Origin of the sequence: Streptomyces albus subsp. chlorinus, from assembly GCF_013302895.1 — a bacterium.
GTDB classification, from domain to species: Bacteria; Actinomycetota; Actinomycetes; order Streptomycetales; family Streptomycetaceae; genus Streptomyces; species Streptomyces chlorinus.
In genome coordinates this window covers 7,072,694-7,094,915 of the sequence record NZ_VJOK01000001.1, presented here as the reverse complement: position 1 = coordinate 7,094,915, position 22,222 = coordinate 7,072,694, and the positions used below count along the sequence as shown (strand labels likewise).

Below are 22,222 nucleotides of genomic sequence, written 5' to 3'. Positions count from 1 at the left end.
GGCGCGGCCACGTCACCCAGGCGTGTCCGCCAGTTCCTCGTGCAGCCCCCGCAGCGCGGTGCGGTCGTCGTCGGTGCCGGTGTGGGGAGCGGCGAACCAGCGTGCGTACTCGACGATTTCGGACAGCCGCCAGTCGAGCCTGAACAACTCGGCCATCGCCGGGTCGGACCGCGGCCGCTCGCCCGCGCCGGCGTCGAGCAGGTCGGTGTGGTCCCGCTCGGGCGGTGCCAGAGCCAGTGACTCCCAGTCGACCAGCTTCAGTTCACCGGAGCCGGCGAGCAGCTGGTTGTACCTGTGCGGCTCGCCGTGTGTCGGCACCCAGGTGTGGCGGGCGGACAGTGCGCGGTCCGCGAGTTCCAGATACCGCCGTGTCCAGCGCTCGATGGCGTCCCCGCGTGCGGCGATGGCGGTACGGGCCTCCTCCGCCAGCGGGCCGGACGTCCAGGGGCGGGCGGTGCGCTCCCGCAGCTCCCCGGCGAACCGGGGCCCGACCCGGGGCGCCCAGGACGGCAGGCCGTGCGGCGGTGCGGCCCGGTGCAGAGCCGCCAGCGCGGTGAGGACCCGTTGCACGTGCCGGGGTTCGCCTGCCTCCGCCTCGCTGGGTGTCCGCCCCTCCAGCCACGGCGTCGCACTGAGCAGGCCGGCTCCGATGTCGACGGTGAACCGCCCGGAGGGGGCGGGCAGCGGCGCGCACACCGCCGCCAGACCGGCGTCGGCCAGCGCGGCGGCGCTCGCGTAGGCGGCCTCCAGCGACTCGCCCGTGTGCCGGGGCGCCGGCTGGTCCAGTGTCACGAAGAGCGTCCGGCCACCACCGGCCGCCCGCCAGTGATGTGCGCCGAACCCCCAGGGCAGGTGGGTCACTTCGGCGACCTGGGGCAGCCAGTTCGCGGCGACCGCGCGGGCGATGGCCTCGTCGCCGACGAAGGCGGGGCGGGTGAGCATGGGCACCGATCCTAGGCTCCCGGCCCGCGCCCGCCGGACGGAGGGCAGCCGGCTGTGCGCACCTCGGCCGCGTCGTCGGGGAGCGGGGTGTGCCGAGAAGCGTGAGTATCGGGTCGTGCCTGCCCGCCGGACGCCGGGGCGGCTCGGTGAGCCGACCCCGGGGGGCCTTCCGCCGCCGTGACCATGGCGAGGAGGCAGGGGCCCCGGTTCCGCGTCTGTGACCCGCTCCACATCGGTGCGCTGGAACCCGTCGGCCCCGCTGTCCGACCCCTGAACCGGTACGGCCTGGACCGGGCCGGTGGTACGACGCGAGCTGGGAGCAGTGGATGGACGGGCCCCGACGAACCTCTTCTTCCGCCACGGGTGGCAGGCCACGGCGGCTGCCGCCCGCCCCCGCACCGGCCCTGTGCGGGTTCCTGCTGCTGTTGGCGCTGGTGTTCGCGGCCTCGTACACGGTCGGTTCGGCGGTGGGGCCGGTGGCGCCCGGCATGCACGGCACCGGGTCGGGCGGCGGGGAGGGCGGCCGTGGCGAAGGGGACGGCGGTATGGAGCACGGGCACGGGGGCGGTGGACGGTGAGCGCGGGAGCGGCGGCCGTCTGGGTGACGACCGATCTGACCGTCGGCGGGATGACCTGTGCGGCCTGTGTGCGACGGGTGGAGAAGAAGCTCGCCCGGCTGGAGGGGGTCACGGCGACCGTCAACCTGGCGACGGGCCTCACCAGGGTGAGCCATCCGCCCCAGGTGCTGCCCGCACAACTCCTCGCGACGATCGAGCAGGCCGGCTACACGGCGGCCCTGCCGCAACCGCAGGCCCCTGTGCGGGCGGTGCGGAGCGAGGAGGAGGAAGGGTCCCCGGACAGCCGGGCGGAGCCCGACCGCCTGGTGGTCACCGCCCTGCTCTCGGTCCCGGTGCTCGTCCTGTCGATGGTGCCCGCACTCCAGTTCCCTCGCTGGCAGTGGCTGTGCTTCGTGCTGAGCGCGCCCGTGGCCGCGTGGTCCTCGTGGCCGTTCCATCAGCGGGCGCTGCGGGGCCTGCGGCACGCGGCGGCGACCATGGACACCTTGGTGTCGCTGGGCGTGGTGGCGTCGTTCTCCTGGTCCGCGTACGCGCTCTTCCTCGGGGGCGCGGGCGAGCCGGGGATGCGCATGCCGTTCAGCCTGGTGCCCTCGGCCTCCTCCGGGGCGGCGCACCTCTATCTCGAAGCGGCCGTGGGAGTACCGCTGTTCGTGCTGGCGGGCCGGTTCCTGGAGGCGCGGGCGCGGCGCGGGACGGGCGCGGCCCTGCGGGCGCTGGCCCGGCTGGCGGTCAAGGACGTCCCGGTCCGTGACGGCGACGGGGAACGGCTGGTGCCCCTCGGTGAGCTGGAGGTCGGCCAGGTCTTCGTCGTCCGTCCCGGCGAGCGGATCGCCACCGACGGAGAGGTGGTCGAGGGCAGCTCCGCGATCGATCTGTCGTTGGTCACCGGGGAGAGCGAGCCGGTCGAGGCCGGCCCGGGTTCGGCCGTGGTCGGGGGCGCCGTCAACGCCGGCGGGCTGCTGCTGGTACGGGCCACCGCGGTCGGGGCCGCGACACGGCTGGCCCGCATCACCCGGCTGGTGACCGAGGCGCAGGCGGGCCGTGCCCGCGCGCAGCGGCTGGCCGACACGGTGGCCGGTGTCTTCGTGCCGGTGGTGCTGACGCTGGCCGTCACGGTCCTCGGTTTCTGGCTCGGCGCGGAGGCCGCGCCGCAGGCGGCCGTGACGGCCGGTGTGGCGGTCCTGGTCGTGGCGTGCCCGTGCGCGCTCGGTCTGGCGACACCGACCGCGCTGATGGCCGCGACCGGACGAGGTGCCCAACTGGGCGTTCTCGTCCGCGGTCCGCAGGCGTTGGAGGGGCTCCGGCACCTCGACACCGTGGTGCTCGACAAGACGGGCACCCTCACCTCCGGCCGGATGAGCGTCGCCCGGGTCACCGCCGCACCGGGCGGTCTTGGCACGGAGCGGGCACTGTGCCTGGCGGGCGCGCTCGAGCAGGGCTCCGAGCACCCTGTGGGGCGGGCCGTCGCCGCGCATGCCCGGCGCGCGCTGGCCCCCGAGCCGCTGCCCGCGGTGAGCGGGTTCCGCGCGGTGCCGGGACGGGGTGTGCGGGGACGGGTCGAAGGCCGCCTGGTCGAGGCCGTCGTCCCGGACGGCGAGCTGCCCGCCCCGCTGGCGGAGGCGCTGGTGCGGGCCGGGAAGGACGCGCGCACGGCGGTGCTGGTCCGGGTGGACGGCGCGGCCTCGGCGCTGATCGAGGTCGGCGATGTGGTGCGTCCGGGCAGTTACCGGGCGGTCGACCGGCTGCGCCGGCTGGGCGTGCGGCCCGTTCTCGCCACCGGGGACCGGGAAGCGCCCGCCCGGTCGATCGCCGCGGCCCTGGGCATCGACGACGTGCACGCCCGGTGCTCCCCCGAGGACAAGGCCGCCCTCGTGCGGGGATTGCGGAAGGCGGGCCGCCGGGTCGCGGTCGTCGGAGACGGCGTGAACGACGCCGCCGCTCTGGCGGAGGCCGACCTGGGGATCGCGATGGGCGGCGGCACGGATGTGGCGATCGGCGCGGCGGACGTGACACTGGTACGCGGGGACATCGACTCCTTGGCGGACGCGGTCCGCCTCGCACGGCGTGCCCTGGGCACGATCCGCGCCAACCTCCTGTGGGCCTTCGGCTACAACGCCGTGACCGTGCCCCTCGCCATGGTCGGCCTGCTGAGCCCCATGGTGGCCGCGGCGGCGATGTCGGCCAGTTCGCTGCTGGTGGTCGGCAACAGCCTGCGGCTGCGCGCCTGGTGCCCCGACCCGGCAGGGAGGAGAAGGTGAGGGACACCGACTCCTGGCGGCCCTCCCGCCGCCGCCTGGCCGCTGCCCTGCGCGCCGGGACCGCTCCCCTCGCGGCTTGCGCCCTCGCCCTCGGCGGGCTGGCGGTCTGGGCCGGCACCGGACAGGCGGGCAGCCCCGCCCGGATCGGCGTGGCGCGGGGGCAGGTCCTGCTGCCGTACGGAAACGCGGAGAGGACGGCCGCGTTCTTCACCGTCGTCAACCGTGGCGGCACAAAGGACGAACTGCTCGAGGTGACGTCGCCGGTCACGCGCGGACCGATCGCCCTGAGCCGCCACCGCACCACCGCGAGCGGTGCCCCGTACAAGGGTGTCGCGGAGTCGGCCACGGTTCCGGCGGAGGGCGTCTTGTCCATGGACCCTCACGGCGTGGACGTGACGCTGCCGCCCGGGCGCGGGTGGCGTGCCGGCGACGTGGTGCCGTTCACCTTGCACTTCGCGCGGAGCGGGGCCGTCAGGGCGACAGCGGTGGTGATCACGCCGGGCGCGCGCATCCCATGACTGCCCGTTCGGTGGTGATGTCCGCCCCGCACGCCCCTGCCCGGCACGCTCCCGGCCCGGCCCCTCGGGACCGGGCGAGGTCCCGGCGCGGCACTGCTTCCCGGCTCCCCCAGGTGCGGTGCGGCACCGGGCCGGTGCGGCTCACGTGCCGGCGCATGACGCCCCCTGCCCGGATGCGACGATGAGGTGCGATGACTGTCGGGTGGTGTTCCCGCACGATACGGGCCGGTATGTTCGCGGCCCTGTGCGTGCTGGTCGCCGCTCTCGGACACGTGCTGATGTCGGGGAGCGACGTGCCCGCCTGGGCACTGGCGGCCGGTGTCGGTCTGACCGGCGCGGCGGGCTGGTGCCTGGCGGGGCGTGAGCGCGGGCTGCCGCTCGTCGTGGCGGTCGTGGTCCTCGCCCAGGCGGTACTGCACTCGGCGTTCTCCCTGGCACAGACCCTGGCGCGAGAAACACCGAAGCCCAAGCCCTCCGGGGGCGGCACGGCCGTCGTGCGCACGGGCGGCTGCGGCGCTCCGGAGCACCACCGCATGGACTCCGCGGTCCACCACACGGATTCCGCCGGCCACATGGGCACCCCGGAACACCATGCGGGCGGCCCGCGGGTGGGCGCCGGCCACTTGGGCGCGGACCCGCTCCACCCGTTGGGGCGGCATCCCGGGCACATGCCCCGGGGCGACCACATGGGCGCCATGGGGCACATGGACCACTCCATGGGCGGCATGTGGTCGTTCGGCATGCTCTCCGCCCACCTGCTGGCCGCCCTCCTGTGCGGTCTGTGGCTGGCCTACGGCGAACAGGCGGCCTTCCGCATCCTGCGGACCGTCGCCGGCTGGCTGGCCGCACCGTGGCGGCTGCCGCTCACCAGGCCGCTCACACCCGACGGCCCGCGGCCCCGCCCCGCCTACCGTCGCGCGGAGCGGGCACCGGCTCTTCTCCTCCTCGTCCACGCGATCACCTCTCGGGGCCCGCCCGTGGAGCCCGCTGTCGTCTGAAGACAGCCGGCATCCCGGGGCGGCCCCTGCGCTCCCCGGGCCTCGGTCGCACGCGCTGAAGCGCCCTGCGGCCGATCCGACACACGCACCGGACCGCGTCGCGCCGCCGCGTCCGCGCCGTGGTGTGCGCGTGGCCGCGCACCGGTCCGGGCCTTGGTGACGAGAAGGACAACAGGTGTTCACTCCTGCTCCGCACGCTCCGTGCGAGAAACACAGCACCACCCGCAGCGCCCCGGCCGACGAGTCGATCACCGCCTGGGCGCTGGCCGCCCGCGGTGGTGACCCGCGGGCCGTTGACGCGTTCGTACGCGCCCTCCACCGCGATGTGCTGCGCTACGTCGCCCACTTGTGCGCCGACCCCCAGGCCGTGGACGACCTGGCGCAGGACACGTTCCTGCGGGCGCTCGGCAGCCTGCACCGCTTCGAGGGCCGCTCCTCCGCCCGCGCGTGGCTGCTGTCCATCGCGCGGCGCGCGGTGATCGACAGCTACCGCCGCGCCGCCGTCCGCCCCCGGCTGACGGATCTCCCCGACTGGCAGGCGGCCGTCGAACGGACGCAGCCGCGCGGTCTGCCGGGCTTCGAGGACGGTGTCGCACTGCTCGAACTGCTCGCGTCCCTGCCGGAGGAGCGCCGTGAGGCGTTCGTCCTCACGCAGATGCTGGGCCTCCCGTACGCGGAGGCGGCCGAGGTGAGCAACTGCCCGGTGGGCACGGTCCGCTCGCGGGTGGCCCGGGCCAGGGCCACGCTGATGGATGCGCTGGCCGTGGCGGACGAACCCGCCGCCGTGGCGGCCTGAGCCGGTCCGGCGTGCGGCGGGAGGTGCCGGTTTCCGGTGGGGAGCACGTGTCCGGCACCGGCACCTCTCCCCTCGCCCGCTCCCCTCCGCCGGGCGGCCTCGGGCCGTGCCGGGATGCCGGAGTCAGGAACCGGGTCGCCGCCGGTGCCCGGCCCCCGGGAACTCCCCGCCCCTTCGTCCCGACGTCTGCAGGGGGGTGACGCGGGTTCACCTCCGTACCGAGTGGAACCGGGAGATCTGCGATGCGTTCTCGTGTGTGGCGCGGGACGACGGCCGTCGTCCTCGGCGGCCTGCTGGCGGCCGGCTGCGGAGGCGGGGAGGAGACCGGGGGCCGGGACGCCCGCGCTCCGGGCCCGGACGGCCATCCGGTGACGGTCACCGACTGCGAGGGGGCGAGAACGACCTTCGCCCGCGCCCCGGAGAAGATCGTCACCAGCAACGCCTCCGGCCTGGAGCTGCTGCTGCGGCTGGGCGCCGGGGACAAGGTGACCGGCACCGGGTTCCCGCCCGGCGAGGGCACCCTCCCCGGCGCTCTCGACGCGCGGGCGCGAAAGGTCCCGGTGCTGGGCAGGACCGTGATCCCGAAGGAGAAACTGCTCGCCTCCGGCGCCGATGTGTACCTCGACACCTTCGCGTCGATGGAGAACATGGGCGGCGGCGGGGCGGGAAACGCGCCGACCGAGGCCGAGTTCGCGGCGGCCGGGATCAAACATCTCTACCTGAAGTCGACCGCCTGCGCCTCGACGCGCGGGAAACCGGTCACCGACCTGTCCGCGGTGGAGGCCGACATCACGACTCTCGGGGCCGTCACCGGAACCAGTGCCCGGGCGGAGAAGCTCGTGGCCGGGATGCGCGAGAAGGTGGCGGCGGCCCGGAAGCTGAGCCGGGGCACCCCTGACGCCGAGCGTCCCACGTACTTCTTCTTCGACTACGACGCGGGCACCAAGCAGCCCACGGCCGTCTGCGGCCGGCAGGTCGCCAACGCGGTGATCACCCTGGCCGGGGCCCGCAACATCTTCGCCGGGTGCGACGGCGACTTCCAACGGGTCGACTGGGAGGAGGTGGTCGCGAAGGACCCGGACTGGATCCAGCTCGGGGTACGCGACCGGGGAGGCGAGACGGCGAACCGGAAGGCGTTCGACGAGGCGCGGCAGTGGCTGGAGGACAACCCGGCCACCAAGGGGCTGACGGCGGTCAGGAAGAAGCGGTTCCTGCGCATCGGCTCCGAGCCGACGACCATCGCCGGGGTCCGCAACGCCGACACCGTCCAGGAGATCGCCCGGACGCTCTACCCGGGCAAGGGCGCGTAGCCGTGGCCGTCACACCGGTCCGGGTCCGCCGGGAGAGGGCGGGCTTCGGACAGCGGACGCGGAACCTGCCCGTCGGTCCCGTCGCGCTGGTCCTGGGTGCGGCCCTGTTGGGGGCGCTGACCGCGGCGGTGTCCTGGGGCTCGACCTCCCTCTCCCCCGGCGAGGTGTGGGGGGTGGTGGGGCGACGGCTGGCGGGCGGTGGAGCGCGGCCGGGCACCCACGATCTGATCGTCTGGCAGTTGCGCGTGCCCCGCGCCGTGCTGGCCGCGCTGGTCGGCGCGGGGCTGGGCCTCGTCGGTACGGCGGTGCAGGCGCTGGTGCGCAACCCGCTGGCCGACCCGTATCTGCTGGGTGTCTCCAACGGCGCCTCGCTCGGTGCGGTCGCCGCGCTGGTGCTCGGTCTCGGTACCGGCGGGGCGCTGGGGCTGGGGCTGTCCACCGCGGCGTTCGCGGGCGCCCTGGCCACCTTCGCGCTCGTGTGGGCGGTGGCCCGGCGCGGCGGCGGGTTCGCGCCGCTGCGGCTGGTGCTGGCCGGGGTGGCGATCGGCCAGTTCCTCTCCGGCTTCACCAGCTACCTCGTCCTCCGGGCCGGGGACGAGCAGCAGACGCACAGCGTCCTGTTCTGGCTGATGGGCAGCCTGAGCGGCGCCAACTGGCCGCTGCTGGCCGTACCGGCGGTGGCGGTGCCCGCCGCGCTGGTGTGGCTCCAGGCACGGGCGCGGAGGCTGAACGCGCTGCTGGCCGGGGACGAGACGGCGGCCGGGCTCGGTGTCGACGTGGCCCGGCTGCGCCGCGAGCTGTTCACCGTCACCAGCATGCTGACCGGCGTCCTGGTCGCGGTGTCGGGCGCCATCGCCTTCGTCGCGCTGATGGTGCCGCACGTCTGCCGTCTGGTCGTGGGTGGGGACCACCGCCGTCTGCTGCCCGTCTCGGCGCTGTTCGGCGCCCTGCTGCTGGTGGTGGTCGACCTCGTCTGCCGCACGGCCATGCCGGACCAGGAGCTGCCCGTGGGCGTCGTCACGTCGCTGCTGGGGGCTCCGGCCCTGCTGTATCTGCTGGACAGGCGCCTGGGGAGGGAACGTTGAGGATCGACATCGAGGATCTGCACGTGTCCTACGCGCGCCGCACGGTGGTGGCGGGCGCCCGCCTGGTGGCAGCCGAGGGGGAGATCACGGGCCTGGTCGGCCCGAACGGCAGCGGGAAGTCCACCCTCCTGCGGACCGTCTACCGGCACCTGCGGCCCACCGCCGGCCGGGTGCTGCTCGGCGGTACGGATCTGCACACGCTCTCGCCGCTCCGCTCGGCGCGTCATGTGGCGGCGCTCCCGCAGGAACGGGGCGGCGACTTCGAGCTGACCGTGCGGGAGATCGTGGCCATGGGCCGCATCCCCTACAAGCGGCCGTTCGCGGGCGAGGACGACACCGACCGGGAGTCGGTCGCACGGGCCCTGGCCGGTGTGGGGATGAGCGCCGCGGCGGACCGCCGCTTCACCACGCTCTCCGGCGGGGAGCGCCAACGCGTGCTGCTCGCCCGTGCCTTCGCCCAGGACCCCGAGGTGCTGGTGCTGGACGAGCCGACCAACCACCTCGACGTCCGCCACCAGGTCGACCTGCTGGTCCTGCTGCGCGCACAGCGCCGTACGACGCTGGTGTCGCTCCACGACCTCAACGCCGCCGCCTCGGTGTGCGACCGGCTGCACGTGCTGCACGACGGCGCCGTGGTGGCCTCGGGCCCACCGCGTGCGGTCCTCACGCCCGAGGTGATGGCCGAGGTGTTCGGCGTCCGGGCGGCGGTGGTCGACCACCCGCTCACCGGTGATCCGCTGATCGCCTTCGACCACCGGACGCCCGCCCCACAGATCGGCCGCCGCTGATCCAGCATCCGCCGCCCGGCCTCCGGGCGTGCACCACCGTTGCGACTTCGCGTTCCGAGGAGTTCCGTATGCCCCCGCACGAACCGTCCGCGACCCCCGCCGGCGATCCGCGTCGGCCGCTGCCCGACCCCGTCCCGCTGACGGGCCGCTCCTACACGTCAGATCCCTACCCGCTGTACGCGCGGATGCGTGCGGCCGGCCCGGTGCACCGGGTGCTCTTCCCCAGCGGGGTGCACGCCTGGCTGGTCACCGGTTACGAGGCGGCCCGTGCCACGCTCACCGACGACCGCCTGGGCAAGAACCACGACCGGGGCAACGACCGCTGGCGCGCCCGCGCCTCGATCATGCCCGAGCCGCAGCGCTCCCAGCTCCAGGTGCACCTCCTCCACCAGGACCCTCCTCGGCACACCCGCATGCGGCGCCTCGTCACCGAAGCCCTCGCCCCCCACCGGATCGAGCGCCTCCGCCCCCGCATCCAGCAGTGCGCCGACACCCTCGTGGACGAGCTTCCCGGGTCCGGCCCGGCCGACCTCGTCCCCGGCTTCGCCGCCCGCTTCCCCTTCCGGGTCCTCGCCGATGTCATCGGTCTCCCTCCACAGCAGGCGCGCCGCTTCGACCCGGACTGGGGCAAGGTCGTCCAGCCGGTGGGACCCGCCGACCCCGGGCGGGCCCTCTACGAGCAGCGGCTGCACGGTCTGCAGAGCTACATCGCCGAGCTGGTCGCCCACAAGCGCGCGCACCCTGGCGACGATCTGCTCAGCGGCCTGGTCGCGGCCCGGGACCGCGGCGAACTGACCCGGCAGGAGCGGGACTCCATGGTCTTCCAGCTGCTGGTCGCGGGGCAGGAGCCCGTCACCAACCAGATCACCACCGCGCTCGTCGCCCTCTTCCGCAACCCCGGCCAACTCGCCCGGCTGCGGGACGAGCCGCGGATCGCGCCGCGCGCCGTCGAGGAGCTGCTGCGCTACGACAGCGCCTTCGAGCTGACGACCTGGCGGTTCCTGGCGGAACCGGGCGACCTGCACGGGACCCGCGTGCCGGCCGGGGACTCCGTGATCGTCTCCCTGTGCGCCGCGAACCGCGACCCGCGACGCTTCCCCGCGCCGGACACCCTCGACCTGGACCGCGGCCCCGTCCCCCACCTCGCCTTCGGCCACGGCGTCCACTTCTGCCCCGGCGCCGCCCTCGCCCGCGCCGAGCTGCGGATCGCGCTGGGCACACTGCTGGCCCGCCTGCCCGGTCTGCGGCTCGCCGTTCCCGGCGACGCCCTCACCTGGATCCCGGCCGTCCTGGGGCGAGGGACCGAGCGGCTGCCGGTGGCCTACGACCGGCGGCTCTGACACCCCGGCACCTGGCCTCCCCCCCCCTGCCCCTCCCGTACGGCCGGGCCGCCCCTTCTTCCGTACGGCCGGGCCGCCCCTCACACCTCGCCGTCACAGGCCCTCACACCGGAGAGATCCCATGCCGCCGACCACTGCATACCGGGACCGCCACACCAGTGTCGGTACCGCTGTCCTGGACCTGCTGCTGCCCCACCACCGCACAGCGGGCCGGGCCTCCGTGTCCCCCTCGTGCTTCCCGCACCAGTTGCGGCGCATAGCCGGCTTCGTCCGCCAGGGCGCGCCCGTGGTCTTCACCCTGCCCGGTTTCCCCTGCAAGTCCCCCAACCCGGACAAGGTGCTGGGCCACCTCCCCGACCAGGGAGAACGGCTCTCCCTCGGCTTCCTCGACGCGCTGTGCGAACAGATCGAGGGGGTCTACCCGCCGGGCGCCCGGGTGATCGTCTGCTCCGACGGCCACGTCTTCTCGGACCTCATCGACGTCCCCGAGCACCGCGTCGACGCCTACGCGGACGCGCTCCGCGGCCTGATGTCCGCGCAAGGGCTGGACCACCGCCTGTCCGTCTTCGACCTCCGTGACGTGTTCGGCGACCTTCCCGGTGACCTCAGACGCACGCGCCTGAACGACCACTACGCCCCCACGCTCGACGCCCTGCGGGCCGAGGTCCGCGCGGGCGGCCAGCCGCTCGCGCTCTACCGGGGCATCACCCGCTTCCTCTTCGAGGACGCCGCCGACCGCACCGGCACCCGCTCCGCCCTGCAACGCGCATGCAGGCGGCGCGCGTACGGCGTCATCCAGCGCAGCCGCGGATGGGGCCGCCTCATCGCCGCCCACCACCCCCACGCCGTCCGCCTGTCCATCCACCCTCAGCCCGTCGGCGCGCCCAAGTTCGGCATCCGTCTCCTCGACGCGCCCGACGCGTGGACGACACCGTGGCACTCGGCGGCCCTGCTCCGCGCCGACGCCGCCTGGACCCTCATGCCCCGCGCCCAGGCGGCCCGCACCGGCCGCCTCGTCCACCGCGACGGCCGCCCCAGCCACTTCGAGCAGCGCTGAGGTCACGGAGCGGCACCACGGCCGGACCACGGGCGCGGACACGCTTCCCGCCCCGCGCGGAGCGAAGCCGTCAGGCCGCGTGGTGGGGGCCTCTCCAGCCGGTCGTGGCCAGCACCTCGCGGGCGATACCGGCCACGGTCCGCCCGTCCGTGGCCACCCGCACGGTCCCCGCGGCGGACCGCTGGTCCAGGAGCCGGGCCTTGCGGACGCCGGCCGCGAACTCGGTCTCCAGCTCGGAGCCGGGTTCCCGGCCCGTGAGCCGCGCCCGTGCCGTGGCGTCGGAGGCGCCGCCCGAGTTCCCGGAGGTGGACGGCATGGCCGAGTTCGTGGCACGACGCGTCGGCGCCCGCCGACGCGGCGGGCGCCGTCGGGGCCACCGCCGGTGGTGACGGCAGCGGTGAGGTGTGCGTCCCGGCACCGGGGCCGGTGCGCCCGGTGCCGGGACGGGCCGGTCACTCGATGGTGAGCTTGAACGTGGAGGTCGTGTTGCGGATGTCCTCGGCGTTGTCCCGCAGGGTGAGCCGGCGGAAGGTCGCCTCGCCCACGGCCGGGCCCTGCCCTTGTTCGGGCATCTCGTTGGCCCAGATGCCGAAGCCGGACTTCTTGTCGTACTCGTCACCGCTCTTCTTCGCCCCGGAGACGGTGACATCGGTCAGTTCGGTGTCCTCGACCGGATTCTGCGGCTGCTGTCCCACGTAGTTCGTCTGGAACATGATCCCGTGGTACGTCGGGTCGGTGATCCCGGCGCCGTTCACCCGGATCGCCCGGAACGGTTTCGACGCCGAGAACAGCCAGATGCCGGGGAAGGTCTGGCCGTTCCAGAAATGACCGCCGGCACGCTCGATGCCGAGGTTCTCGAATGTGGTTTGCCCGGGCCCGAAGCCGTTCATCGGATACCCGAAGTCCAGCGAGGAGATGGTCACCCCGGAGTAGACCAGGGTGTCGGCGACGCGGATGTTGCGGAAGGTGTTGAGCTGCCCGCCGTAGACCGCCAGCCCCGCCGCCCGCCAGGTCAGCTTGGAGGTGAGGTTCTCGTAGACGTTGTTCTTCTGGTCACCGCCGCCCGCGTCGAGCGCGGAGAACAGTGCGAACGAGTCGTCTCCGGTGGCCCGCGCCTCGGTGTCGGCCACCAGGTTGTCGGTGGAGCCGTTGGTCATGTTCAGACCGTCGGCGAAGGTGTTGCGGATGCGGTTGTCCCTGAGCGTCATCCGGTCGGTGTTGGCGCCCCAGTAGAGGCAGACCATGTGTTCGGCCCAGATGTTCTCGATCGTGATGCCGGAGACGTTCTGGAAGTCGAAGACCTTGCCGGGCCCGTCGATGCGCGAGGTGTAGTTCCCGAAGTACGCGAACCCGGCGAAGGTCGAGCCGTTCGCGCCGTTGTCGGCACGGAAGCCGACATCGGTGTTCTGCTGTCCCGCGGGGGCGTGGAAGCGGGTGAACCACGGTCCTGCGCCGATCACCTTCACCGGTTTCAGGTACACCTGGAACTTGCTGGAGGTCTCGTAGTCACCCGGCGGCAGATAGACGCCCTGGATCTTCCCTGTGGTGTCCATCCGCGCCTTGTCCAGCGCGTTCTGCACGTCCTGGTGGGTGAACCCGGCCGGTTCCACGAACGCCGCGGGGTCCGGGTTCGGCGCGGCCGAGACCTTTTCGAAGTCGACGAAGTCGATGGCGTACGTCGAGGAGTTGTCCGCGTCCTTCTGCAGCCGGATGGTGCTCCCGGCCGGCACCGTACGGCCGAGGTCGAGGTGCGCCTCGTCGTAGATGTGCCGGGCCGGGCCCGCGCCCGGGTCGTTGACCGGGGACGCCTCCGGGCCGTACAGCCAGGCGTACTTGGAGGTCAGGTCGAGCGCCTTGGCCTTCTGGCCGTCCACGTAGACGTTCAGGGTGGCACTGGTCCCGCCGCCGCCCGGCGCGTCGGGGAGGGAGAAGCGGGTGACGAGGGTGTTGGTCTCGGCCGTGGTGGTGAACTCCACGTACTGGCCGGTCTCCTTCAGCGTCACCGCCTTCCGGCCGGACGCCTCACCCGCCACGTCCCCGATCTTCCGGTTGGGTCCCACCACCTGGGCACCGCCCCCGGTGGTGCCGGACTCGGCCTCGACGGTGGTGTACGGCATGTCGGCACCGGTCGCGGCGGCCCCCGCGCCCTTGCCCCCGCCGCTGCCGTCCTTGCCGCTCCTGCCGCCCTTGCTCCCGCTCTCGCCGCCCTTGCTCCCGCTCTTGCCGTCGGTCCTCGTGCGTGCCTTCCCCGCCGTCCCGGCGCCGCTGCGGGGCGGGGTGAAGGCCGCACGCGAGGACCCCTCGCCCGCCGCGACCGTACGGATCACCGGACGGCTGTCCGGGGACTGGTTGCCCGCCGCGTCCCGGGCCCGCACGGTGTACTCGACCTTCTCCTCGGCGCCGCCGGGAGCCGTGGTGTCCTTCCAGTGCTTCGCCGTCGCGGGCAGTCCCGCGCGCAGCCGGCCGTCGGCGTAGACGTCGTACCCGGCCGCGCCGGGGACCCGCTGCCAGTGCAGGACCGCGCCGTCCAGCCGGACGCGGTGCGGCGTGCCCGGTGGTGTGGTGTCACCCGACACCGCACCATACACCGCGAGTTCGCCGACCCGGCGGGCGCCGACGGCACGCAGGTACCGCACCGGCGCACCGCCCAGCCGCAGGGTGACCTCGCCCTTGCGGGCCCGGGTGTCCGACAGTTCGACGTAGTCGCGCCCGTTGGCGGAACCCTGGAGCTGGACGCGCTGGGCGCCGCCGGGCAGCGACAGCTCGACCCGGTCCAGGCGGCGGGTCGCGCCGAGGTCTGCCCGCACCCAGTGGGCGGTGCTGCCCTTCGCGTACGTGTCCGGGTCGCCGTCCCGCGCGCGGGCGGGCTCGGCGTCGCCGCTGACCCGGACCTGGAGGGGGCCGGTGTCGCCGCCGCCGTCCGGCCGGCCGTCCTGGGCCGCCCCGGCGGAGGCCGCCTGCCAGCCGGAGAGGAGCAGCCCGGTGCTGAGCACGGCGGCCAGTACCGGTCGCCAGGCTCTCGTGCCTGCCGCGCCCCTGCGGGCGCGGACCGTGCGTTCTGTGGTGCCCATGGGATTCCCTTCTGTGGGGGGAGGGAGGGGGCGGCGGCCGGCCCGGGTCAGGCCCGCAGCCAGACCGCCGTGTCCTGCGGCAGCGCGCCTGACGGCGTCAGGGGGCCGCTGGCCAGCAGGAGTTCGGAGTGCGCGGGGAGCGCGGCATCGGACGGGCCGAGGTTGACCGCGCACAGTACGGTCCCGCCGTCCGGCAGGGCCCGCGCGAAGGCCAGCAGGTGCGGCGCGTCCGTGCGCAGCCAGCGCAGCGGCCCGGCGTCCCGGAAGGAGCGGCGCAGCCGCAGCGCGGTGCGGTACAGCGAGAGCATCGACTCCGGGTCGCCGGCCTGCCGTTCGGCGGCGTAGCGCTCCCAGCCCTCGGGGCGCGGCAGCCAGGAGGGCCCGTCACCGTCCGCGCGCCACGGCAGCGGCACCCGGCAGCCGTCCCGGCCCGGGTCCACGCCGCCGGAGCGGGCGTGCATCGGGTCCTGGATGCGTTCGCGGGGGATCTCCGCCTCGGGCAGGCCCAGTTCCTCGCCCTGGTAGAGGTAGACGGAGCCGGGCAGGGCCAGGGTGAGCAGCGCGGCGGCGCGTGCTCTGCGCGTGCCGAGGGCGAGGTCGGTGGGGACTCCGAAGCGTTTGCGCTCGAAGGCGAAGCCGGTGTCCTCGGCCCGCCCGTAGCGGGTGACCGTGCGCGTCACGTCGTGGTTGGCCAGCACCCAGGTGGCGGGGGCGCCGACCGGCGCGTGGGCTGCCAGGGTGAGGTCGATGGAGGCGCGCAGCTCGGCCGCGTCCCAGGGGCGGGCCAGGAAGTCGAAGTTGAAGGCGGTGTGCAGTTCGTCGGGGCGCAGGTAGCGGGCGAAGCGTTCGGCGTCGGGCAGCCAGATCTCGCCGATCAGCACGGCCCCGTACGCATCGGCCAGCCGCCGCCAGGAGCGGTAGATGCCGTGCAGCTCCGGCCGGTCGTGGAACGGGTGCTCGCCCGCGTCGGCGCTGCCCGGCATGTCGGGCAGCCCGTCCGCCTTGACGAGCAGCGCGGCGGAGTCGATCCGTACGCCCGCCGCACCGCGTTCGAACCAGAAGCGCAGCACGTCCTCGTGCTCCTCGCGCACCTTCGGGTGGTTCCAGTTGAGGTCGGGCTGCTCGGGTGTGAAGAGGTGCAGGTACCACTGGCCGCCCTCGGTGCGGGACCAGGGCACCCCGCCGAACTCGCTCACCCAGTCGTTCGGCGGCTCGTCGGAGGGCGGGCGGAAGTGGAACAGCTCCTGCTCCGGTGCGCCGGGCCCGGCGGCGAGCGCGGCCTTGAACCACGGGTGCTGGTCGGAGACGTGGTTGGGCACGATGTCCACGATGGTGCGCAGGCCCAGCTCCCGGGCCTCGGCCAGCAGCGCCTCGGCCTCGGCGAGGGTGCCGAAGGCGGGGTCGATGGTGCGGTAGTCGGCGACGTCGTAGCCGCCGTCGGCGAGCGGTGACAGGTACCAGGGGGTGAACCAGAGGGCGTCCACGCCGAGTTCGGCCAGGTACGGCAGGCGGGAGCGGACCCCGGCCAGATCGCCGGTACCGTCGCCGTTGCCGTCGGCGAAGGAGCGGACGTACACCTGGTAGATGGCAGCACTGCGCCACCAGTCCGTGCGGGACAAAGGAGGGATCCTTTCGTACGGGTCGTACGGGAACCGCGGAGGGTGGGCGGGGTGACCGTGCCCGGCAAGGTCCGAGCCCGGTCAGCCCTTGAGGCTGCCGGCGCCCAGTCCGGCGACGATCTGCCGCTGGAAGACCAGGAACAGCGCGATCAGCGGCAGCGAGGCCATGACCAGGCCGGCCACCAGGGTGTTGAGCGGGGTGTCCTGGGCGACGCGCTGGAGGAAGACGCTCAGCGGCTGCTTCGCCGGGTCCGGCAGCACCAGCAGCGGCCACAGGAAGTCCTTCCACGCGGTGACGACCGAGAGGATCGACACCACGGCGAGGATCGGCCTGGACAGCGGCAGCACGATCCGCCACATGGTGCCGAACGGTCCGGCTCCGTCGATCCGCGCGGCGTCCAGCAGTTCGTCGGGGACGCGGTCGAAGAAGTTCTTGAGGATGTAGATGTTGAAGGCGTTGGCGGCGGCGGGCAGCCAGACCGCGCTCGGGCTGTTGACCAGGTTCCGGTTGAAGAGCGGTACGTCGACCACGGTGAGGTAGACGGGCACCAGCAGCGCGGTGGCGGGCATCATCAGGGTGACCAGCATCAGACCCAGTACGACGTTGCCGAACCGGGGCCGCAGCTTGGAGAGCGCGTACGCGGCGGGGACCTGCACCGCGAGCTGGACCAGCCAGGCCCCGCCCGCCAGCAGCACCGTGTTGAGGAAGTAGCGGGTCAGGTCCATCTCCCGCCAGGCCCGCGCGTAGTTCTCCGGGTGCCAGGTGGAGGGCACGTAGGTGGGCGGGTTCTGCGCCAGTTCCGTGGGCGACTTCATCGCGCCCGTCGCCGCCCAGTACAGCGGAACGAGGAAGGCGACGGTGAACAGGGCCAGCGCCAGGCCCAGCACCGACCAGTAGACGAGCCTGCCCTTGCGGGTGCGCAGCACGGCGGGACGTATCAGGGTCCGGGGCGAGGCGGCCATCAGTCCTCCTCGGCGCCACGGGTGACGCGCAGGTAGAGGGCGGAGAAGGCGGCGAGGACGAGGAGCAGCAGCAGGCTGAGCGCGCTCGCCGTGCCGAAGTCGTTGTAGACGAATGCGTAGCGGTAGACGAGGAACATCACGGTGACCGTGGAGTCCTCGGGACCGCCGCCGGTCATCACGTAGGGCTCGGTGAACACCTGCATCGTGGCCACGATCTGGAGCAGCAGGAGGACCAGCAGCACGAACCGGGTCTGCGGGACGGTGACGTGGCGCAGCCGCTGCCACAGGTTCGCGCCGTCCAGCTCCGCGGCCTCGTACAGTTCGCCGGGGATGGTCTGGAGGGCGGCCAGGTAGATCAGTGTGGCTGTGCCCATGTTGGCCCAGGTGGAGACGATCACCAGGGAGACCAGCGAGGTGGAGGAGGAGTCGAGCCAGTCGGAGGTCGGCAGGTGGAGGGTGCGCAGGATCTCGTTGATCAGTCCCGGGCCCGGGTCGTAGAACCACTTCCACATCAGCGCCACCACGACCGGCGGCAGCATCACGGGAAGGTAGACCAGGACGCGGAAGTACGCGCGGGCGTGCCGGAACTCGTTGAGCAGCACGGCGGTCAGGAACGGCACGAGGAAGCCCAGCACGAGCGCGTACGCGGTGAACAGCGCGGTGTTCCGCCAGGCGGTGCCCAGCAGGGGGTCGTTGAACAGCTTGTCGAAGTTGGCCAGGCCGGCCCAGGTGTTGCCGGTGGCGAAGTTGACGTGCTGGAAGGCCAGCAGCACGTTGCGGACGATCGGCCACCACGAGAACAGCGCGAAGAGCGCCACGGCGGCACACAGGAACCCGTACGCGGTCACGTGCTCGCGCACACGACGCCGGCGGCGGGCGGCGCTCCGCTCCCTCGCCCCGGTGGCCGGCGGCGGGGGCAGCGGCTTCTCCAGCACGGGGGCGGTGGCCATCAGGACGCGTCGTAGATCTGGTCGACCTTCTTCTCGGCGGTGGCGAGAAGCTGGTCGATGTCCGCGTTCTTCTTGGTGAGGACCGCCTGCATCACGTTGTCGAGCACCGCGTAGACCTGCTGGGCCTCCGGGGGCTCGATGACGCCGGGGATCCGGGGCGCCGCCTCCATGAACGGCTGGTAGTTGTCGACCGGGATGTTCGCGTTCTCGCGCTTGGCCTTCTCCACACGGTCGCGGACGGAGCCCTTCCAGATGTCCGGGGTGGGCGGCACGGGCAGGCCGATGGGGAGCTTCGCGTCCAGGTTCTCCTGGATGTCGCGCTCGACGAGGTCCGGGTTGAGGAACTTCCACCGGAGCCACTTGACCCCGGCCTTGACGGTCTCCGGGTCCGCCTTCGGGTTGATCATGTAGCCCTCGCCGCCGATCAGCGTGGCCTTGGCGTCGGGGACGGGCGCGAGCCCGTAGTCCCGGTACCTGCCGCCGAACTGCTTGGCGATGACGGTGATGTTGTCGGCGGCCGAGACGTACATGCCGAGCTTGCCGCTGCCCATCATCCGCTGGACGTCCTCGGCCTGGAGCAGCTGCTTGCTGCCCATCGAGTCGTCCTTCCAGCGCATGTCGTGCAGCGTTCGCAGGGTGGCCTTGCCCTCCGGCGAGTTGAAGGCGGCCTTCCACTTCCCGTCCCGCTCGGTGGCCATGCGGCCGCCGCGCGAGTACAGCTCGGCGGCGAAGTGCCAGCCGCCCTGGTTGTTCTTGGAGAAGTCGGCGTAGCCGACGGTGTTGTCACCCAGGTCCGCGATCTTCTTCGCGGCGGCGCGGACCTGGGCCCACGTCCTCGGCGGCTTGTCGGGATCGAGCCCGGCCTTCTCGAACAGCGCGCGGTTGTAGAGCAGCCCCATGGAGTAGTTGGCGGTGGGCAGACCGTACTGCCGGCCCTTCTCGTCCTGGAACACCCTCATCAGCGCGTCCTGGACATCGCCCCGGTGCGGCATGTCCTTGATCCGGTCGGTGATGTCGGCGGCCTGCTTCTTGGCGATCAGGCCCCGGGTGTCGGTGAAGTAGACGTAGAAGACGTCCTCCAGCTTGCCGCCGGCCAGTTTGGCGTTGAAGGTCTTCGGATCCATGAAGCCCTCGTGCGGCACGATGTCGATGTCCGGGTTGGCCTTCTCGAACTGCTTGACGCGCTTGTCGAAGAGCTTGCGTTCGAACGCCTGGGTCTTCGGCGGCTGGCCGTTGACGTCGAGCTTCACCGTGCCGCCCGGCCCGCCGTCGGAGCTGTCGCTGCTGGTGCCGCAGGCGGCGAGCGCGGTCAGGGACACGGCGGCCACGAGCGGAAGCACAAGGCTCTTTCTTGACATTGACATCGGTGACCCCTCTGGGCGGGAACGCTGGCCCATACCATTGCACCGGCACCAGAGGAGCGCAATATCCCGAGCGCAGATTGCAAAATAACGACAGCCTCCCAGCGCCTCGGGAGGTGGTCCTCTAGCGGGACATGACGGGACCGGTGGAGCCCCGGACCACCAGCTCAGGCTCGAACATGATCTCGTCGCGCACCACCTCCTTGCCGTCGATCTGCGCCGTCAGCAACTGGATCGCGGTACGGCCCATCGCGTCGATCGGCTGCCGCACGGTGGACAGCGGCGGATCGGTGACGGTCATCAGCGGCGAGTCGTCGTACCCCACCACCGAGACGTCCTCCGGCACGCGCAGCCCGCGCCGGCGCACGGCCCGCACCGCCCCCAGGGCGATGATGTCGCTGGCGCACACGATGCCCGTCACCCCGGCGTCCAGCAGCCGGGACGCCGCCGCGTGCCCGCCCTCCATCGAGTACATCCCGCGCACCACACGCTCCTCGGGCAGCTCGGCCCCACCCGCCCGCGCCACGGCCCGCGCCGCGGCCAGCTTCCGCCGGGAGGGCATGTGGTCCGAGGGGCCGAGGGCCAGTCCGATCCGCTCGTGCCCGAGCGAGGTGAGATGGCGCCAGGCCTGCTCCACCGCGACGGCGTCGTCGGTGGAGACGCACGGGAAGTCCAGCCCCGCAACGGGGGCGTTGACCAGCACCACAGGAAGATGCCGCTCCAGCAGCAGCCGGTAGTGGTCGTGCGGCGCGTCCGCCTGCGCGTACAGCCCGCCCGCGAACACCACGCCGGAAACCTGCTGCTGGAGCAGCAGGTCCACGTAGTCCGTCTCCTGGATGCCGCCCGGCGTCTGGGTGCACAGCACGGGGGTCAGCCCCCGCTGGGCGAGCGCGCCGCCGACGACCTCGGCGAAGGCGGGGAAGATCGGATTGGACAGCTCGGGCAGCACCAGCCCGATCAGCTTGCCGCGCTCCCCGCGCAGTTGGGTGGGCCGCTCGTACCCGAGCACGTCCAACGCCGTGAGGACCGCCTGGCGGGTGCTCTCCGACACCCCGGGCTTGCTGTTCAGCACCCGGCTGACGGTCGCCTCGGAGACGCCCACCTTCTTCGCCACCTGCGCAAGTCGTCGCGTCATATTCGCAAGCTTAGCGCAAATTGTGCAAGCCGTTTGCGTCGTGGTGGTACGGGCCCCGGACCCGCTGCTCAATGAGGCCGGGCCCGGGACCGGGATCGGGAACCGGGGCCGCACTCCGCGCACATTTGTCGCCCGCGTGACTGGCGGCGTCCGCCGGAAGGGAGCATGGTGTGGGCTCCTGAGCGACATCCCAGCGAAAAGGGGTCGGCAGTGGAACGAAGACGTTTTGTGGCCGGGGCGCTCGGCGCGGCGGCGGGTGGTGTCCTGGCGGGCGCCGCCGGCCAGGCGTGGGCGGGGCCCCGTACGCCCGCCCACGGACCGGCGCCCACGGCGCGGGCCGCGTCCGCGCTCGCCGGGTGGAGCGCCGTACCGGCGCCCGGAAGCGTGCCCGGAGCCCAGTTGTACAAGGTGGCGGCGCTCGGGCCGCGGCACGCGTGGGCCGTCGGCGAGGAGGCGCTCACCACCGGTGCGCCGGGGCGTCCGCTGGCCATGCGGTGGGACGGGTCGCGCTGGTCCAGGACCGATGTCTCCTCACTGACGTTCTCCGGGAGACTGAACTCGGTGGCCTGCGACGGCCCCGCCTCCGCGTGGGCCGTCGGCCCGCCGGACACCCCGCCGGGACGGCTGCTGCGCTGGAACGGCACCGCGTGGCGCCCCGTCGGCTACCCGGGCGGTGACAACGCGGTGCTCTGGGCCGTGGCGGCCGGTTCCGGCGGGCAGGTGTGGATCACCGGCAGGCACGCGGGAGCGGCACGGCTGCTGCACTGGAACGGCACCCGCTTCCGGTGGCTGGACCCGCTGCCCGTGCCCTCCCCGGAGGCCGCGACGCTGAGTTCCGTCCTGGTCCGGTCGCAGGGCGATGTGTGGGTGACCGGCAGCCGCAGCACGGAGAGCGCCTGGCTCGGGATCGTCGCCCGCTGGGACGGGGCCTGGACGGTCTTCCCGGACGCGGGCGGCATCCGGTCGGGCATCAGCGGGGTGCTGCCGCTGGCCGACGACGACGTCTGGGCCGTCGGGGCCGGCTTCGGCATCGGCGGGCCGCCCGGGAAGCCGCCGGGCTCGATCCTGGTGCACTGGGACGGCACGGCGTGGACCAGCGCCCCCAAGGACATCGGGCCGGGTGTCCTCACGAGCATCACCGCGGACGAGCAGGGCCGCCCCGCGTGGATCTCCGCCTGGGACTTCTGGGACCAGAAGCGCACCGCGTACCTGCGCTGGGACGGTACGACGTGGCAGGTCGTACGGGGGCCCGAGAGCACGGCCGCACCCTCCCCGTACCTGTCCGACCTCACCCGGGTGCCCGGTACGGCCACCTACCTCTCCGTGGGCCGCACGGGAGCGACCGCGTATCCCCCCTCGGAGGCGTACGGGGAGACGACGACGGACGCCTAGTGGTTCTGTCCCCTAGCCGCTTAGTCCCGGTGCGCGTACAGGACGACGGTGGATCCGCGGG

At 73.3% G+C, this 22,222-nt stretch carries 17 protein-coding genes and 3 pseudogenes; 11 read left to right on the top strand and 9 right to left on the bottom strand.

The genetic code is table 11. From position 1 onward, the window contains the following. Positions 1 to 12: 12 nt before the first annotated feature. Positions 13 to 942 carry a phosphotransferase gene (locus FM076_RS30755; RefSeq protein WP_173874100.1) on the bottom strand — a complete coding sequence of 310 codons (930 nt, stop codon included), beginning with the start codon at positions 940 to 942 and terminating at the stop codon, positions 13 to 15. Positions 943 to 1,268: 326 nt separating this feature from the next. Here FM076_RS30755 and FM076_RS30750 point away from each other — a divergent pair, with 326 nt between their 5' ends. The 10 genes from FM076_RS30750 to FM076_RS30705 all read left to right on the top strand — a co-directional run bounded on the left by FM076_RS30750 (position 1,269) and on the right by FM076_RS30705 (position 11,670). Beyond that, on the top strand, positions 1,269 to 1,520 hold the full coding sequence (locus tag FM076_RS30750) for a hypothetical protein (RefSeq protein WP_173874099.1): 252 nt from the start codon (positions 1,269 to 1,271) through the stop codon (positions 1,518 to 1,520). 50 nt (positions 1,521 to 1,570) lie between these two features. Beyond that, on the top strand, positions 1,571 to 3,778 hold the full coding sequence (locus tag FM076_RS30745) for a heavy metal translocating P-type ATPase (RefSeq protein WP_173875120.1): 2,208 nt from the start codon (positions 1,571 to 1,573) through the stop codon (positions 3,776 to 3,778). Next, positions 3,775 to 4,296 (top strand): copper chaperone PCu(A)C, encoded by a 522-nt coding sequence (locus FM076_RS30740; RefSeq protein WP_173874098.1) that lies wholly within the window; start codon positions 3,775 to 3,777, stop codon positions 4,294 to 4,296. The genes FM076_RS30745 and FM076_RS30740 overlap by 4 nt, the downstream gene beginning before the upstream one ends. A 191-nt stretch (positions 4,297 to 4,487) precedes the next feature. Then, positions 4,488 to 5,294 (top strand): hypothetical protein, encoded by an 807-nt coding sequence (locus tag FM076_RS30735; protein ID WP_173874097.1) that lies wholly within the window; start codon positions 4,488 to 4,490, stop codon positions 5,292 to 5,294. A gap of 175 nt (positions 5,295 to 5,469) precedes the next feature. Continuing rightward, a complete protein-coding gene (locus FM076_RS30730) occupies positions 5,470 to 6,090 on the top strand; it encodes a sigma-70 family RNA polymerase sigma factor (RefSeq protein WP_173874096.1) in 621 nt (206 codons plus the stop codon). Between the two features lie 242 nt (positions 6,091 to 6,332). Next, positions 6,333 to 7,400, top strand: a complete 1,068-nt coding sequence (locus tag FM076_RS30725) for an ABC transporter substrate-binding protein (RefSeq protein WP_173874095.1) — start codon at positions 6,333 to 6,335, stop codon at positions 7,398 to 7,400. A 2-nt stretch (positions 7,401 to 7,402) separates the two neighbouring features. Beyond that, positions 7,403 to 8,485: an iron chelate uptake ABC transporter family permease subunit gene (locus FM076_RS30720; RefSeq protein ID WP_173874094.1), complete on the top strand. Its 1,083-nt coding sequence runs from the start codon at positions 7,403 to 7,405 to the stop codon at positions 8,483 to 8,485. Beyond that, a complete protein-coding gene (locus tag FM076_RS30715; protein WP_173874093.1) occupies positions 8,482 to 9,273 on the top strand; it encodes an ABC transporter ATP-binding protein in 792 nt (263 codons plus the stop codon). Before FM076_RS30720 ends, FM076_RS30715 begins: the two co-directional genes overlap by 4 nt. A gap of 68 nt (positions 9,274 to 9,341) precedes the next feature. Beyond that, a complete protein-coding gene (locus FM076_RS30710; protein WP_173874092.1) occupies positions 9,342 to 10,613 on the top strand; it encodes a cytochrome P450 family protein in 1,272 nt (423 codons plus the stop codon). Between the two features lie 121 nt (positions 10,614 to 10,734). After that, a complete protein-coding gene (locus FM076_RS30705) occupies positions 10,735 to 11,670 on the top strand; it encodes an L-tyrosine/L-tryptophan isonitrile synthase family protein (protein WP_173874091.1) in 936 nt (311 codons plus the stop codon). A gap of 70 nt (positions 11,671 to 11,740) precedes the next feature. Here the strand turns inward: FM076_RS30705 and FM076_RS30700 are convergent. From FM076_RS30700 to FM076_RS30670, 8 genes and pseudogenes are all read right to left on the bottom strand, one after another. Beyond that, positions 11,741 to 11,956 (bottom strand): annotated as a pseudogene (locus FM076_RS30700) (hypothetical protein); the annotation flags it as partial. A gap of 166 nt (positions 11,957 to 12,122) precedes the next feature. Beyond that, positions 12,123 to 13,796, bottom strand: a pseudogene (locus tag FM076_RS35435) (glycosyl hydrolase); the annotation flags it as partial. A gap of 555 nt (positions 13,797 to 14,351) precedes the next feature. Continuing rightward, positions 14,352 to 14,741, bottom strand: a pseudogene (locus tag FM076_RS35430) (discoidin domain-containing protein); the annotation flags it as partial. A gap of 47 nt (positions 14,742 to 14,788) precedes the next feature. Beyond that, the gene (locus FM076_RS30690; protein WP_173874089.1) at positions 14,789 to 16,360 is read right to left on the bottom strand and encodes an alpha-amylase family glycosyl hydrolase; all 1,572 of its coding nucleotides are present in this window, start codon (positions 16,358 to 16,360) and stop codon (positions 14,789 to 14,791) included. Positions 16,361 to 16,441: 81 nt separating this feature from the next. After that, entirely contained in the window at positions 16,442 to 17,323 is an 882-nt protein-coding gene (locus FM076_RS30685; protein ID WP_173874088.1) for a carbohydrate ABC transporter permease, read from the bottom strand. Beyond that, complete coding sequence (locus FM076_RS30680; RefSeq protein ID WP_173874087.1) at positions 17,323 to 18,273, bottom strand: carbohydrate ABC transporter permease; 951 nt, start codon at positions 18,271 to 18,273, stop codon at positions 17,323 to 17,325. The genes FM076_RS30685 and FM076_RS30680 overlap by 1 nt, the downstream gene beginning before the upstream one ends. Beyond that, positions 18,273 to 19,637 carry an ABC transporter substrate-binding protein gene (locus FM076_RS30675; protein WP_173874086.1) on the bottom strand — a complete coding sequence of 455 codons (1,365 nt, stop codon included), beginning with the start codon at positions 19,635 to 19,637 and terminating at the stop codon, positions 18,273 to 18,275. Before FM076_RS30675 ends, FM076_RS30680 begins: the two co-directional genes overlap by 1 nt. Positions 19,638 to 19,758: 121 nt before the next feature. Next, on the bottom strand, positions 19,759 to 20,769 hold the full coding sequence (locus FM076_RS30670) for a LacI family DNA-binding transcriptional regulator (RefSeq protein WP_173874085.1): 1,011 nt from the start codon (positions 20,767 to 20,769) through the stop codon (positions 19,759 to 19,761). 210 nt (positions 20,770 to 20,979) lie between these two features. On the opposite strand from FM076_RS30670, the gene FM076_RS30665 reads away from it, so the two are divergent. After that, a complete protein-coding gene (locus FM076_RS30665; RefSeq protein ID WP_345945346.1) occupies positions 20,980 to 22,161 on the top strand; it encodes a hypothetical protein in 1,182 nt (393 codons plus the stop codon). Positions 22,162 to 22,222: the final 61 nt, after the last annotated feature.